Source organism: Tardiphaga sp. 20_F10_N6_6 (genome assembly GCF_052076045.1).
GTDB lineage: Bacteria > Pseudomonadota > Alphaproteobacteria > Rhizobiales > Xanthobacteraceae > Tardiphaga > Tardiphaga robiniae.
Genome location: NZ_CP197239.1, coordinates 2083377 through 2098222 on the forward strand (window position 1 = coordinate 2083377; position 14846 = coordinate 2098222).

Genomic DNA, 14846 nt, shown 5'->3' on the forward strand with positions numbered 1-14846 from the left:
GCCGATGGATTTGGCAACGGCCCAGCCGCATGATTTGCGAACCATCGCCTTCGATTATTCGGTCGAGCCGACGCTGCTGCTCGATCCCCATGCCGACCAGATCATCGACGCTAACCCGGCTGCCTGCACCCTGCTCGGCTATGACCGCGCGCTGCTGCGCCAGATCAAGATCAGCGCGCTGCATGCGGGCCAGTTGCCGGCGCTGATCGTGTTCACCCAGGCGGTGCTGGCCAAGGGCTCCTACTGGACCAACACGCTGACGCCGCGCCACGCCACCGGCGAAGCGTTGCAGCTCGAATATGCGGGATCGCTTGTGCCACAGGGCGAACGCGCGCTGCTGCTGCTCACCATGAGCGATCTCGAACAGCGCCGCCGCCGCCATGTCGATGCCGCCGCCGAGGATCACATGCGCGGCGGCATAGCCGCCTGGCAGCGGGTCGAGCGCGTGTTTCAGGACATCGAGCGCGAGAACCAGCTGATCCTGCGCGCCGCGGGCGAAGGCATTTACGGCGTCAATGCCGATGGCAAGACCACCTTTGTCAATCCCGCCGCCGAGCGCATGCTGGGCTGGACCGCCGATGAGCTCGTCGGCAAGGAAATCCACCCCATCGTGCATCACAGCCATCACGACGGCAGCCACTATCCCGATCACGACTGCCCGATCTATGCGGCGTTTCGCGACGGCGCCGTGCACAATGTCGACAACGAGGTGTTCTGGCGCAAGGACGGCTCGCCGGTCTGGGTCGAATACACGTCGACGCCGATCCGCGACCGCCACATGGTGGTCGGCGCGGTGATCGTGTTTCGCGATGTCAGCCAGCGCCGCGAGGCGGATGAAAAGCTGCATGCCGCATTGGCCGAAGTCGATCGGCTGCGCGAGCGTCTCGAACTCGAAAACGCCTATCTGCAAGAGGAAATCCGCATCGAGACCAATCCGCGCGGCATCATCGGCCAGAGCGAGGCGATCCAGAAGACGCTGCGGCAGGTCAAGCTCGTCGCACCCACCACGGCCGCGGTGATGATCACCGGCGAGTCCGGCACCGGCAAGGAATTGATCGCGCGCGCGATCCACGAAGCCTCCGGCCGCCGCGACCGGCCGCTGATCCGCGTCAATTGCGCGGCGATCCCGCGCGAATTGTTCGAGAGCGAATTCTTCGGCCATGTGCGCGGCGCCTTCACCGGCGCGGTGCGCGACCGCATCGGCCGCTTCCAGCTCGCCGATGGCGGCACGCTGTTTCTCGATGAGGTCGGCGAGATCCCGCTGGAGCTGCAGGGCAAGCTGCTGCGCGTGTTGCAGGAAGGCAATTTCGAGCGCGTCGGCGAGGAACGCACGCGCTCCGTCGACGTCCGCGTCATCGCCGCCACCAACCGCAATCTCAAACAGGAGGTGGCGCGCGGACGGTTTCGCGAGGACCTGTATTTCCGGCTGAACGTGTTTCCCGTGGAGTCGGTGCCGCTGCGCGACCGCCGCGAGGACATTCCCCTGCTGGCGCAGCACTTCCTGCTCAGCGAGAAACTGAAATCGGATCTGCGATTGTCCGAAGGCGATGCGCGGCGGCTGTCGCGCTACGACTGGCCGGGCAATGTGCGCGAGCTGCAGAACGTGATCGAGCGCGCGGTGATCCTGGCGCAGAACGGCCGGCTGCGGATCGACCTGCCGGATGCGCCCGGCCCGCATCATGCCGCGGGTTCACATCGCGTGAAGCCCGACGCCCGGCCGGCGGTGATGACGTCAGCCGAACTGCGCGATCACGAACGCAGCAACATCCTCGCGGCGCTTGCCGCGACATCCGGCAAGGTGTTCGGACCCGGCGGCGCGGCGGAGCTGCTGGACATCAAGCCGACCACGCTGGCCTCGCGGATGAAGGTGCTGGGGATCGAAGGTGCGCGCGGGCGGATGGGCGCGTAAGCCACTGCGCGTCCACACACTGTCATTCCGGGGCGGAAACGACGCCGCAGGCGGCGGGACCGAACCCGGAATCTCGACATGAGAGTCTCCGTCGAGCCAAACACGCGGAGATTCCGGGTTCGCTCGCTAAGTGGCGAGCGCCCCGGAATGACGACTTCGAAAGCCAACGCACGCCCCGCTTGCGCTCTCCCAAAATAGGCATATATTCCACTCCCGATTGACCGCGCTCTAAAGGGAGTCAGCATGCGCTATCCTGCCTATCCTCTGTTTCCCTCCAACATCCGCGTCATCGACTCCTCCGCGGACCCGGTGGCGCGCCTTCGGGTGACCGATGATGTGGACAACGGACCACCTCCGATGCCGGGCGGCCGCCCGAAGGGCTGCAAGAAGCTGCACACCAATGCCACGGTTGCCGCGGCGCGCCGCCTGATCGAGGAGACGACGCTGACCTACAAGCAGATCGCGGGGAGGACCGGCGCAACCCACGGCACTATCGGGCGCTGGGCCCGCGAGGGCGGCTGGCAGCGTCACCCCTTTGCGCCCGTGGCCAGCGATACATTGCGGGGCGCCCGCGCCGGCCGCCGGCTGAAGCTGCGCGTGCTGAGGGAGAAGCTGCAGGCGCTGGCCGAGCGCTGCGTCACTGAGCTGTGGAACAGCCCCACGGTCGATCTCGACCGGCTGATCCAGGCCATGCAGGTCGTGAAGATGGCGCGGCTGGAAGCCATGGGCAACCGGCGCCCGCGCCGCCGCCCCGATGCACCGGCGCGCACCGGGCAGGACTGGATCGACCGCGACACCGCAATCCGCAATGCGCTGAAGGAGATGCGGCGCGGCGGCGTCAACATCGACCGCATCCCCGATGAAGCCATGGCCCTGCTGGAAGACGCGCATACGCCGCCGGAGCGGGATCACCCGGCGCTACGGCCGAGGGGACCAAGAAGGAGGCGGTAGCGTGATTACGACGCTGACTGACATGCGGCGCGCCATCGAAACTGCCTTCGGCCCGTCGCCCGACTTCTTCGCGACATTCAATGGATACGGTTGGTACCTCGACGACCTCGGTCTCACACGAGTCAATCAGATGGTCGGAGTCGAACGGATGACGGCATGGGACCCTGCAAAAGATCGCCCTTGCCTTTGTTCTCTTTTTGTTCTATTCTGTAATCCGCTTTGACATCGCGCGATATCCCAACGTCATTGCGAACTTCACAATTCCGAACAGAGAAATGCTTCGACGGATGCGAGTGATATTGGCTGGCTTCCTTCGACGAGTCTTCTAGGGATTTCGCCCCGTTGGGATTGCAATGAGGATATCAAAATGCGGTTATGCCGGTTATGAAGAAGACCGCACTTATCACCGATCTCGACAACACATTATTTGATTGGGTCGAACTCTGGCTCAATAGCTTCTCTTCAATGCTCGACAGCATCGTTGAAATAAGCGGAATTCCCAAAGAGCAACTCATCCCTGAGATTCGTGATGTGCATAGGAAACACGGCACATCCGAATACTCTTTTCTTATCGATGAGCTTCCGTCTCTAAAGCTCTCATCTAACTCGAAGAGAGCAGTAGACGTCTTCGCGCCTGCCATTAACGCTTATCGTGAAAAGCGTGAGCAGTTTCTTCATTTGTACCCTTCGGTTGCCGAAACCTTACTGAAAATCAAGGGACGAGGCACTCGCATTATTGGGTATACGGAATCGATGGCCTTCTACTCTAATTATCGGCTCAAGCATCTAGGCTTGGACGGTGTTCTCGATTGCGTTTTTTGCCCAGTGGACCATCAGATTCCAGTCGGTCTATCAGATGAAGACCTTCGTATGTACCCCTCAGCGGAGTCGAAACTGAAGTACACAAGTCAAAAGTTTACGCCCAAGGGCTCGAAAAAGCCCGACACTGTCGTGCTCGATTCGATTATTCAGAGCCTTGGACTTGCGAAGACTGAATGCATTTATGTTGGAGACAATTTGTCCAAGGACGTCGCCATGGCAGTGGATTGTGGCGTTGATAGCGTTTGGGCCAAATATGGTCAGGCACATAAGCGAGCAGAGTACAAACTTCTGCAGGACGTCACCCACTGGACGCAGGAAGAAGTAAAGCGAGAGCAAGAAATTCGCGAACGCGAACACGTGCATCCTAAGTACACGTTAGAAAACAGCTTCGCCGAACTCTTGAACGTTTTTCAGTTCGAGGAATTTAGTGCTTAAAGATCGATCACTGCGGAATGATCGCGCAAAAAACGTCATCGACGTTTGGAAGACAATCGTCGGAGTGCAGATGCACTTCAACGAATTGGCGATGCGTATACGCGGCCTTTTCGTCACTATTCTAATCGCGCTTTTTGCTTCGATAGGCTTTCTGATCGACAAGCAGCTTTCCCTGCAGCTTTGGCGCCTCAACATTCAATATGCCGTCTTGGTGCCGTTGTTCGGCATTTTCGGCGCCATGCTCTTTTATCTCATCGACCGGTATTGGTACCATCGACTGCTCAAGGGAGCGGTAAATCACGCAATTAAGATCGAACAGAAATTCCAAGCTGAGTTGCCCGAATTGTCGTTGAGTGACGAGATCGGCAAGGAGAGTTTTTTGTTCCGAAGCGTTGGGGCCTAACTTGGATTGCTGCGAAGCTGTTGGTTCGCCACGAGCGCTTTGGTTCGAGAGGGCAAATTCACTCTGACGCAAAACTTGAGATTTTCTATAAGTCCGTGATGGTAGTGTTGGCGTGCCTCTCAATTTTCCTAGCGGTTTTTGGAGGCGTCTCATTCGACAAAAAGGGAGACAGAAGCTCTCGGGGACAAGCCAATAGCGATCGACATCCTGCATCTGTATCTGCTCAGTCTGGACCGCCTAAGCAGACCCCCACCTCCGCTCCTCAAACAGGAGCTGCAGAGCAATCGAGCGGAAGGACATTGCTCCCTCCCACGGCACCTTCCAATTCGACACCGGTTCCTGCCCCCGCAGCCGGGCCAGCTCCCGCAGTGCCATCTTCAACAGCTACGGAGCCTGACAAGATGGGCTCGCCAATCAATGAACGCAGCTCCGAGGAGCGGCCTGCTCAGGACAAAACAGGCCCGATCAAAGCCAAAAACTGACGAGCGCTTTACTTCACTTTCCGCCTTCTCCCGCAAACAGCTTATTCAGCTCCCCACCCTTCGCCCCATTCGCAAATGCCGTAAACGTCCCCTTCCCCGCAATCTCCTGCGACGCCTGCATGAACCCCGCCCAGGCTACGCGCGCCAGCGCGCCGCCGACGCTGATGCGGCGGACGCCGAGGCTGGCGAGATGCGCCACGGTCATGGTCGGCTGCACCGTGAGAACGTTGAGCGGCTTGCCGCCGATCGCCTTCACCAGCGTGGTGATCTCCTCGTCTGTGGCAACGCCCGGCGCATAGAGGCAATCGGCGCCGGCCTCGGCAAAGGCTATGAGCCGCGCCGCGGTCTTTGTCAGGTCGCGCTCGCCATGCAGAAAGCCTTCGCAGCGCGCCACCAGCATCACCGCGGGATCGACGCTGTCGATGGCGGCGCGGGCGGCCTTGATGCGCTCGACGGCGAGCGTGTCGTCATAGAGCGGCTTGTCCCGTTTGCCGGTAGAGTTCTCGATGGAGAGGCCGGCGATGCCGCTCTTCACCGCGCGGACGACATTGGCGGCGACGCCGGCCGGGTCATCGGCGAAGCCGGCCTCGAAATCGGCATTCACAGGCAGATCGGTGGCGGCTGAGAGCAGCGCGAGATGTTCGATGACGTCGTCTGCCGTGACCTTGTTGTCGGGGCGGCCGGTGGACCAGGCATAGCCGGCTGACGTCGAGGCCAGTGCCTTGAAGCCGAGATGCGCGAGATAGCGGGCGCTGCCGACATCCCAGGGATTGGGCAGCACGAAGCAGCCGGACTCGTGGAGCTTGCGGAAATTGGCGCGCTTCTCGGCGGTGGAGATGGGCATGGGGACTCCCTTTGTTTTTTAGTTCGGATCGCGTTGCTCGCGGTCCGGACGAACCTCTCAGCCGTCATTGCGAGGAGCGCAGCGACGAAGCAATCCAGAAGCCACAAGGTAAGGTCTGGATTGCTTCGTCGCCAAGAGGCTCCTCGCAATGACGGTTATTCAGGTTCGTAGGCCCGATCGCGTAAAGCGCCACCCGATTTCCAGCTATCCCTGCCCCGGCATCCCGCTGGCCAAGAGAGCCTCAAGCCGATCCAGCTCCGCCGCGATGTCGCTGATAACGTCGTCCGCCCGCATCGCGATGACGCGGTAGCCGCGCTCCTGCAGCCAAGTCTGACGGGCGGCGCGGTCGCTGACAATCACCTCGGTCTCGCCGGGATTGACCAGCTCGATGGCGATGCGCTCCGGGAAGGAGACGAAATCCGGGATGTGGCGGCCGACCGGAGTCTGGCGCTTGAACTGGCCGGCGAAGCGGCGGTCGGCGCGGAGCTGGTCCCACAGCAGCCGCTCGGCATCGGTCGGGTTGCGGCGGAGCATGCGCGCCAGACCGCGGACCGTACCGCTCTCATGCGCCTGCGCGCCCTGCCCGTGTTCGGCCAGCAGCGCCCGCAGCCGGGTCGCCTGTTCGCCGTCGAGGACGCCGCCCTTGGCCGGGCCCTTGCGGCCCTCGGCGATGGCCATCACCACGCCGTGGAGTGTGTGCATGTCCTGCTTGGTCGGCTCCATCCGGGTGAAGATGTTGCGCAGGTTGACCAGCATGGTGTCGCGCTTTTCGGGCGGGCGCAGGAATTCGACCTTGTCGAGCTCGCCGACGAGGTTGTCGAAAAAGGCCGACATCTGGTGCTGGGAGGCCGGCTCCGACCGCTCCGGCATCGCATAGGGCAGCGCGTTCGCGGTTGCCTGCTTGAACCACTCATAGCCGCAGAGGAGAACCGCCTGGGCGAGGTTGAGCGAGGCGAAGGCGGGATTGACCGGGAAGGTGATGATCCGGTTGGCGAGTGCGACCTCCTCGTTCTGCAGCCCGTAGCGCTCCCGGCCGAACAGGATGCCGGCGGTGGCACCTCCGGCGACATGGGCGATGGTCTCGGCGGCCGCGGCCTCGGGGGCGACCACCGGCTTGGCCTGGTCATGCGCCCGGGCGGTGGTCGCGAACAGCAAGGTGCAATCGGCCACCGCCTGCTCGACGGTGTCGAACAGCTCGACCTTGTCGAGGATGTGGTCGGCGCCGGAGGCGGCCCGGCGGGCATGGACGTTGGGCCAGCCGTCGCGTGGATTGACGATGCGCAGCCGGGTCAGGCCGAAATTGCCCATGGCCCGCGCGCACATGCCGATGTTCTCGCCGAGCTGAGGTTCGACGAGGATGACAACGGGGCCGACCAGGTCGGTATGCGCCTTGGTAGAGTCGGTGCCTGAACCGGACATCGCACTTCACTTTCTGATTCAATCTCTGAAGGTCTTGAATCAACCCGTGAAGGTTTTGATTCAACACCTCATCCGGGCGCTGCAAGTCACATGAAGCTGGACGGTTTTTGCCAGCCGGATGAGCGGCTTGCCGGGATTTGGTAGATTTCCCCTAAAACCGGCCCGCGTGGTCGCGCGCTCCGTTTGCTTTGGGTCTGGTTTCGGTTACCGGTAGCAACAACGTTCAAACGAAACTGCAAACGAACCCGGTCACCAGTATCACTGGCGCGGGATTATGGGAGGAATGCAATGCGCGCAAGATGGACATTGGCGATAGTTGGCGCCGCAATGATGGTTGCAGGCAGCCTGCTCGCCCATCTGACGCAAACCTCGGGCGGCATCAAGATCGAGGACATTCGCTTCAAGGGCGCCAAGGGCAACACAATGAGCGCCCTGCTCTACACCCCGCCAAACGCCACGCCGCAGACCCCGGCGCCGGGCATCCTCGCGGTCCATGGCTACATCAATTCCCGCGAGACCCAGGACGGCTTCGCCATCGAATTCGCACGCCGCGGCTATGTGGTGCTGGCGCTGGACCAGACCGGCCACGGCTATAGCGACGGGCCGGCATTCTCGAACGGGTTCGGCGGACCGGATGGCCTCGCCAAGCTCCGCAGCCTGGACATCGTGGACAAGACCAATATCGGACTCGAGGGCCACTCGATGGGCGGCTGGACCGTGCTCGCCGCCGCCACCGCCATGCCCAACGACTACAAGGCCATGGTGCTCGAAGGCTCCTCCACCGGCAAACCCTTCGCCGCCGACGGCACGCCCACCTGGCCGCGCAACCTCGCACTGGTGTTCGCCAAGTATGAGGAATTCTCGACCCTGATGTGGGGCGTCCCGAAGGCCCGCGACACCGTCAGCAGCCCGAAGCTGTGGGCGCTGTTCGGCACGAATGCGGCGGTCGAACCGGGCAAGGTCTATGGCGACCTCGCCGCCGGCACCGCCCGGGTGCTCTATACCCCGGCCATCACCCATCCCGCCGAGCACATCTCCCATGAGGCGATCGGCTATGCCCTCGACTGGTTCGGCAAGACGCTGACCGGCGGCACCCCACTGCCGGCATCCGACCAGATCTGGTTTCGCAAGGAGATCGGCACCGGCATAGCGCTGCTCGGTTTCGTCGCCTTCCTGATCGGCATCTTCGACGGGTTGCTGGAGGCCCGCATGTTTGCCCGGCTGATCCTGCCGGAGCCGGCGGATGGCTCGAAGCCTTTGGAGACCCCAGTCGACCGCAGCCGCTGGCTCGGCGCTCTGGTCCTCTCGGTTCTGATCCCGGCTTTGACCTATTATCCGGCCTTCACGCTGGCCGGGAATTGGGTCAAGGCATCGCCCTGGCTGCCGCAGGGGATCACCAACCAGATCGTGGTCTGGGCCCTGATCAACGCCGCCATCGCGCTGGTGCTGATGCCGTTCGCGCCAAAACGCGCCAGCCGCCGCGGGATCATCGGCCTGTCGATCGCCATCGCGCTCGCCACCGTCGCGTCAGGCTACCTGGCGCTGTGGCTGGCCGACCTGATCTTCACCGTCGACTTCCGCTTCTGGATCGTGGCGCTGAAGCTGCTCAACGGCAAGCAGGCGCTGATGGCCCTGATCTACCTCGCCCCGATCACCCTGTTCTTCGTCATCGCCCTGCACGTGATGCACCGGAATTTCTCGACGCTCAGCGCCAGCCGGTCCGCCGTCTACCTCACCAACATGACCGCGCTGGCCTTTGGCTTCGCTCTCTTGCTGGGCATCCAGTACGGCGCCCTGTTCCTGAACGGCCAGTTGATCGACCCGGCACCCGCGGTGATCACCTCGGTCCCGCTGAACACCATCGTGGCGATCCAGTTCGTGCCGCTGATGGCGATTGTGGCCGTGATTGCCACCTTCACCTGGCGGCGCACCGGATCGAGCCTGCCGGGCGCCCTGATCTGCAGCTTGCTGGTGACCTGGTACGTGGTGGCGGGCACAGCGACGCAGGCTGCATTTTAAGCACGAACAACCTGCGTTTTGGGTTCAAAATTGGGCTGAAACCGCATAACGCCCCGGCTTTCGCCGGGGCAGGCGTGCGAGGCCGCGGACCGTGCCGCTCTCATGCGGCGACGATGCCTTGCCGTGTTCGCGGCCTGCCTGCCCTGACAATCCGGATGAAGGCGAGTTCCCGGCCAAGCGCTCGTGATTTGCCGGTCGTGGCAGGGGGTGGGTAATGTGCCACCCCCGGGAACGACCTTGCAGCCTTCATGCCCCAGCTTATCCTCAGCGTTCACTCCGGCGTCCATGACGCCGCCGTCGCCATTTTCGAAGATTACGATCTGAAGGCTGCCATCGCGCTGGAGCGACTGACCCGGCGCAAGAGCGATGGCAGCACTCACCCCGATGCGGCCATCGACGAAGTGCTGTCGATCGCCGGCGCCACCCGGCGCGATGTCGACGTCGTCGCCACTAGCCGCGCGATGTTTCCCAAGGCCTACTTCCCCCGCCTCGGTGGCCTCCGCTGGCTGCGCGAGCAGTATCGCAGCCGGGTCGGCAAGGACCGCCTGCTGCTCGGCGCCGAGCAGCATCGCTACCGCGCGCCGCGGGCAGAGGACGTCTTCGATGCCGCGGCGTGGCGGCGCGACGGCGGTTTCCGCGACGACGCCGCGGTCCATTTTTACAACCACCACGAAGCGCATGCGCTTCCCACTTTGTTCTACAGCCCGTGGCCGGATGCCCTGCTGGTGACGGCCGATGGCGGCGGCGACAATGTCAATTACAGCTACCGGCACTTCGCCGACCGCCGCCTGACGACGCTCTATGGCGACGACGCTTGTCTGTTCCTGCCAAATCCGGTCGACAGCCTCGGCCGCGCCTACAGCGCGGCGACCAAGTCGCTCGGATTTCGCCCCAACCGGCACGAGGGCAAGCTGACCGGGCTCGCGGCCATGGGCAAACCGACAGCGGCCGATACGATCGCCGGGTATTTTTCGGTGGCCCCGGACGGACGTATCCAGTCCAGCTTTCGCAGCTATCACCAGATGAACGCGTTGATGCGCCGGCTGGCGAAACAGGCCGGCCGGGAGGATTTTGCGGCGTCGATCCAGAAGGTGCTGGAAGACACCATGCTGCTGTCGCTGCAGCGGCTTTTGCAGCGGCATCCGGCGCGACATCTCGGCCTGTCCGGCGGCGTGTTCGCCAACGTCAAGCTCAACCGCCTGCTCGCGGAGCAATTGCCGATCGATGAACTGTTCATTTTCCCGGCGATGGGCGACGACGGCCTGCCGATCGGCGGGGCGCTGTCCTACCTGATGCAGCGCGACGGCCTCGTGCCATGGCTCGATCGCCGCCGCGAGCTCGGGACTGTCTATCTCGGCCGCGATTTTCAGGCCGGGCTCGACGCCGGCATCGCAGCCACCCCAGGGATTCACCGTGTCGACGAGGCACCGGTCGACGGCGCGGTGACGCGGCTGGTGGCGGGCGAGATCGGCGCGATCTTCAATGGCCGGATGGAATACGGCCCCCGCGCATTGGGCGCCCGGACCATCCTCGCCAATCCGGCGCGGCGCGGCACCCACGACCTGCTCAACGAACGGCTGAGCCGTTCCGAATTCATGCCGTTCGCCCCCGTCATCACCACTGAGCGTGCCGCTGACGTGTTCGACGTCAATCCGGTCAATGCGCGCGCCTGCCGCTACATGACCATAGCCTGCGACGTGAGGCCGGAATGGCGGGACCGCATCCCCGCCGTGGTTCATGTCGATGGATCCGCGCGGCCGCAGGTGATCGCGCGTCCGGACAATCCGCTCTATTATGACATTGTCGAGGGGTTTGCAGAGGCCAGCGGATTGCCGGTGCTGGTCAACACCAGCTTCAACGTCCACGAGGAGCCCATCGTCAACAGCCCGGACGAAGCGCTGCGGGCGCTGCTCGACGGGCGGATCGATTTCCTGGTGACCACAGGCGGCCTGTACCGGCGCGACGCGGCGTAACGGCGCGGCACGGCAGCCCGCCGGCGAGCTGGTACGTGGTGGCGGGCACCGCGGCGCAGGCTGCATTTTGAGCAAAAACAGCCTGCGTTTTGGGCTGAAAATTGCGCCGGAACTGCATGACGCCCCGGCTTTCGCCGGGTCCTGCGCGGTGCTATAGCCCCCCTACAAATCATCCCTCCCGCAACGCGCTAAAGGCCCGAACCACCATGGCAAAAATCAAGGTAGCCAACCCCGTCGTCGAACTCGACGGCGACGAGATGACCCGGATCATCTGGCAGTACATCAAGGACAAGCTGATCAACCCCTTCCTTGACGTCAACCTGATGTATTTCGACCTCGGGATGGAATACCGCGACAAGACCGACGATCAGGTCACCATCGACGCGGCCCATGCGATCAAGAAATACGGCGTCGGCGTGAAGTGCGCCACCATCACTCCCGATGAAGCGCGCGTGAAGGAATTCGGCCTCAAGCAGATGTGGAAGTCGCCGAACGGCACCATCCGCAATATCCTCGGCGGCGTGATCTTCCGCGAACCGATCATCTGCAGCAACGTGCCGCGCCTGGTCCCCGGCTGGACCAAGCCGATCATCATCGGCCGTCACGCTTTCGGCGATCAGTACCGCGCCACCGACTTCAAGTTCCCCGGCAAGGGCACCCTGACGATGAAGTTCGTCGGCGAAGACGGCGCCGTGATCGAGCGCGAAGTGTTCCAGTCCCCCGGCGCCGGCGTCGCGCTGGCCATGTACAACCTCGACGACTCGATCCGCGACTTCGCTCGCGCATCACTGAACTACGGCCTGTCGCGCGGCGTTCCGGTCTATCTGTCGACCAAGAACACCATCCTCAAGGTCTATGACGGTCGCTTCAAGGACATCTTCCAGGAAATCTTCGACGCCGAATTCAAGACCAAGTTCGAAGCCGCGAAGATCACCTATGAGCATCGCCTGATCGACGACATGGTGGCTGCCGCCATGAAGTGGTCCGGTGGCTATGTCTGGGCCTGTAAGAACTATGACGGCGACGTGCAGTCCGACACCGTGGCCCAGGGCTACGGCTCACTCGGCCTGATGACCTCGGTGCTGCTGACGCCGGACGGTTCGGTGGTAGAAGCCGAAGCTGCCCACGGCACCGTGACCCGTCACTACCGCGAGCACCAGAAGGGCAAGGAAACCTCGACCAACTCGATCGCGTCGATCTTCGCCTGGACCCAGGGTCTCGCCCACCGCGCCAAGCTCGACAACAATGCCGAGCTGGCGAAGTTCGCCAAGACCCTCGAAAAGGTCTGCGTCGACACTGTCGAAGCCGGCTACATGACCAAGGATCTGGCGCTGCTGGTCGGCGCCGATCAGCGCTGGCTCTCGACCACAGGCTTCCTCGACAAGGTCGCGGAAAACCTGACCAAGGAACTGGCGGCCTGATTTCCGCCCTCTCCTGACTGCACCATCCGAAAGTCCGGGTTGCCTCAGGCACCCCGGACTTTCTTTTTGAGACGTTCCGTTTTCGAGGTGACCCATGACTGCGCCAAATCCCGCCGACGGCAGCAATGATCCATATGTCTGGCTCGAAGAAATCGAGGGCGAGAAAGCCGTGGGCTGGGTCGAGGCACAGAACGCACGGACCGATGGCTTCCTCTGCGACGATAGCTACCAGCGCGACTTCGACGCAGTTATGAAGATCCTCGACGCCGACGATCGCATTCCCTTCGTCGGAAAGTCTGGCGACTATCTCTATAATTTCTGGAAAGACGCCGCTCATCCGCGCGGGCTTTGGCGCCGCACGACGCTGGAGAGCTACAAGACCGATACGCCTGAATGGGACGTGCTGCTCGACATCGATGCACTGAACCAAGCGGAAGGCATCTCCTGGGCCTTTGCAGGTGCTGCGCGTTCGCCGGACAAGACCCGCGCGTTGATCAGCCTGTCGTTCAACGGCACCGACGCCATCGAGGTTCGTGAGTTCGATATTCCCAGCAAGAGCTTCGTTGCCGACGGCTTCATCATCCCGAAAGCCAAGACGCAGGTGAGCTGGGTCGATCAGGACACGCTGCTGCTCGGCAGCGCGCAGACGCCCGAGGACAGCACCGAGGCCGGCTATACACGCACCGTACGCAAATGGACGCGCGGCTCGCCGTTAGCTGCCGCTGAAACCGTCTTCGAGGTCGAGAAGCAGGACGTCGCCGCCTGGTTCGGCGTCAACCGCCGACCGAGCCATGAAGGCGTGATGTACTGGCGCGCGCTGGATTTCACGCGCTCGCATATATCAGTCGAGCGCAAGCATGGCCCGCATGCCGGGAAGCGCCTGCGTCTCGAACTGCCGGAGGAGATCTCGGTCTCGGCCGAAGCCAATGATCTTCTGATCAGCCCGAAGCAGGACTGGACCGTCGGCGACCAGACGATCCCGACCGGCGCGCTCGCCGTCATCGACCTCGATCGCTTCCTGTCTGGCGCACGCGATTTCGAGATCGTGTTCACGCCATCGCCGACCCGCGCATTGCAGTCATGGTCGGAGACCCGGCACGGCATCGTGCTGGAAATCCTCGACAATGTCCGCGGCCGTCTCGCATTGCTGCAGCGAAGCGAGGCCGGCTGGCGCGAGACGGCACTTCCGGGATTGCCCGATAACGCCACGATCTCGGCGCAGAATTTCGGCGGCGAGGACGATCCCGATCTCGGCACCGACATGCTCTTCACCGTCACGGGCTTCGACCGGCCGACAACGACAGCGCTGTGGAATGGCCAAGGCGTGCCCGAGCCGCTGAAGAGCTCGCCGCCCAATTTCGATCCCGAGGGCATCGAGGTGCAACAACGCCATGCGGTGGCAGCGGACGGCACCAGGATCCCCTACTTCCTGATCGGCAAGAATCTCTCGGCCGGCGCCCCGCCCCGGCCGACGATTCTCTATGGCTATGGCGGCTTCGAGATATCGCTGACGCCCGCCTATATGGGCATCGCCGGCAAGCTGTGGCTCGAACAAGGTCATCTCTACGCCATCGCCAATATCCGCGGTGGTGGTGAGTTCGGCCCCGCGTGGCATCTGGCTTCGCGCAAGATCACCAAGCATGTGGCCCATGACGACTTCGCGACTGTCGCGCGAGATCTCGCTGCATCAGGTATAACAACGGCGCAGAAACTCGCCTGCCACGGCGGCAGCAATGGCGGCCTGCTCGTCGGCAACATGCTGACGCGCTATCCGGAACTGTTCGGCGCCATCTGGTGCAGCGTGCCGCTGCTCGACATGGCGCGCTATACCAAACTGCTCGCGGGCGCGAGCTGGATCGCCGAATATGGCGATCCGGAAATTCCCGACGAGTGGGCCTATCTGCAGAAATACTCGCCCTATCACCTGATCGCGCCCGGCAAGACCTATCCGCCGATCTTCATCACTACCAACCGCACCGACGACCGCGTCCATCCCGGCCACGCCCGCAAGATGGCAGCGAAGCTCGAAGAGCTTGGCTATCCCGTCTGGTTCAACGAGACGGTGGCGGGCGGACACTCCGGCGCCGTCGACAATACCAAGCAGGCACAGAGCCAGGCTCTGGGATTTGCGTTTCTACGGCGGACGATTGGAGCTGCGTAAAACGAAC

General features: G+C 62.9%; 10 protein-coding genes. 8 read left to right on the forward strand and 2 right to left on the reverse strand.

Features of this window, described 5'->3' with window-relative positions; genetic code table 11:
• The first annotated feature begins 4 nt into the window (after positions 1-4).
• From AB7813_RS10285 to AB7813_RS10300, 4 genes are all read left to right on the forward strand, one after another.
• A complete protein-coding gene (locus AB7813_RS10285) occupies positions 5-1909 on the forward strand; it encodes a sigma 54-interacting transcriptional regulator (protein WP_439083126.1) in 1905 nt (634 codons plus the stop codon).
• 243 nt (positions 1910-2152) lie between these two features.
• The gene (locus tag AB7813_RS10290) at positions 2153-2860 is read left to right on the forward strand and encodes a hypothetical protein (RefSeq protein WP_439083124.1); all 708 of its coding nucleotides are present in this window, start codon (positions 2153-2155) and stop codon (positions 2858-2860) included.
• 384 nt (positions 2861-3244) lie between these two features.
• Positions 3245-4117: an HAD hydrolase-like protein gene (locus tag AB7813_RS10295; protein ID WP_439083121.1), complete on the forward strand. Its 873-nt coding sequence runs from the start codon at positions 3245-3247 to the stop codon at positions 4115-4117.
• Between the two features lie 70 nt (positions 4118-4187).
• Positions 4188-4520 carry a hypothetical protein gene (locus AB7813_RS10300; RefSeq protein ID WP_439089132.1) on the forward strand — a complete coding sequence of 111 codons (333 nt, stop codon included), beginning with the start codon at positions 4188-4190 and terminating at the stop codon, positions 4518-4520.
• A 495-nt stretch (positions 4521-5015) separates the two neighbouring features.
• On the opposite strand, the gene AB7813_RS10305 is transcribed toward AB7813_RS10300, so the two are convergent.
• Both AB7813_RS10305 and AB7813_RS10310 read right to left on the reverse strand, forming a co-directional pair.
• Positions 5016-5846 carry an isocitrate lyase/PEP mutase family protein gene (locus AB7813_RS10305; protein ID WP_439083119.1) on the reverse strand — a complete coding sequence of 277 codons (831 nt, stop codon included), beginning with the start codon at positions 5844-5846 and terminating at the stop codon, positions 5016-5018.
• A 204-nt stretch (positions 5847-6050) separates the two neighbouring features.
• Positions 6051-7265, reverse strand: a complete 1215-nt coding sequence (locus tag AB7813_RS10310; RefSeq protein ID WP_439083118.1) for a TrmJ/YjtD family RNA methyltransferase — start codon at positions 7263-7265, stop codon at positions 6051-6053.
• A gap of 288 nt (positions 7266-7553) precedes the next feature.
• Between AB7813_RS10310 and AB7813_RS10315 the strand changes: the two genes are divergently transcribed.
• The 4 genes from AB7813_RS10315 to AB7813_RS10330 all read left to right on the forward strand — a co-directional run bounded on the left by AB7813_RS10315 (position 7554) and on the right by AB7813_RS10330 (position 14839).
• Positions 7554-9284, forward strand: coding sequence for an alpha/beta hydrolase (locus tag AB7813_RS10315; protein ID WP_175367934.1), 1731 nt, complete (start codon positions 7554-7556; stop codon positions 9282-9284).
• Between the two features lie 248 nt (positions 9285-9532).
• A complete protein-coding gene (locus tag AB7813_RS10320) occupies positions 9533-11257 on the forward strand; it encodes a carbamoyltransferase C-terminal domain-containing protein (RefSeq protein ID WP_439083117.1) in 1725 nt (574 codons plus the stop codon).
• Between the two features lie 206 nt (positions 11258-11463).
• The gene (locus tag AB7813_RS10325; RefSeq protein WP_068735892.1) at positions 11464-12678 is read left to right on the forward strand and encodes an NADP-dependent isocitrate dehydrogenase; all 1215 of its coding nucleotides are present in this window, start codon (positions 11464-11466) and stop codon (positions 12676-12678) included.
• A 94-nt stretch (positions 12679-12772) separates the two neighbouring features.
• Positions 12773-14839, forward strand: coding sequence for a prolyl oligopeptidase family serine peptidase (locus AB7813_RS10330; RefSeq protein ID WP_439064403.1), 2067 nt, complete (start codon positions 12773-12775; stop codon positions 14837-14839).
• Positions 14840-14846: the final 7 nt, after the last annotated feature.

What these genes read in the sequence shown, in the direction of transcription:
- AB7813_RS10300 (WP_439089132.1), top strand. Translation starts at nt 4,188, where the DNA reads ATGCACTTCAACGAATTGGCGATGCGTATACGCGGCCTTTTCGTCACT.
- AB7813_RS10290 (WP_439083124.1), top strand. Translation starts at nt 2,153, where the DNA reads ATGCGCTATCCTGCCTATCCTCTGTTTCCCTCCAACATCCGCGTCATC.
- AB7813_RS10305 (WP_439083119.1), bottom strand. Translation starts at nt 5,846, where the DNA reads ATGCCCATCTCCACCGCCGAGAAGCGCGCCAATTTCCGCAAGCTCCAC.
- AB7813_RS10285 (WP_439083126.1), top strand. Translation starts at nt 5, where the DNA reads ATGGATTTGGCAACGGCCCAGCCGCATGATTTGCGAACCATCGCCTTC.
- AB7813_RS10295 (WP_439083121.1), top strand. Translation starts at nt 3,245, where the DNA reads ATGAAGAAGACCGCACTTATCACCGATCTCGACAACACATTATTTGAT.
- AB7813_RS10330 (WP_439064403.1), top strand. Translation starts at nt 12,773, where the DNA reads ATGACTGCGCCAAATCCCGCCGACGGCAGCAATGATCCATATGTCTGG.
- AB7813_RS10325 (WP_068735892.1), top strand. Translation starts at nt 11,464, where the DNA reads ATGGCAAAAATCAAGGTAGCCAACCCCGTCGTCGAACTCGACGGCGAC.
- AB7813_RS10310 (WP_439083118.1), bottom strand. Translation starts at nt 7,265, where the DNA reads ATGTCCGGTTCAGGCACCGACTCTACCAAGGCGCATACCGACCTGGTC.
- AB7813_RS10315 (WP_175367934.1), top strand. Translation starts at nt 7,554, where the DNA reads ATGCGCGCAAGATGGACATTGGCGATAGTTGGCGCCGCAATGATGGTT.
- AB7813_RS10320 (WP_439083117.1), top strand. Translation starts at nt 9,533, where the DNA reads ATGCCCCAGCTTATCCTCAGCGTTCACTCCGGCGTCCATGACGCCGCC.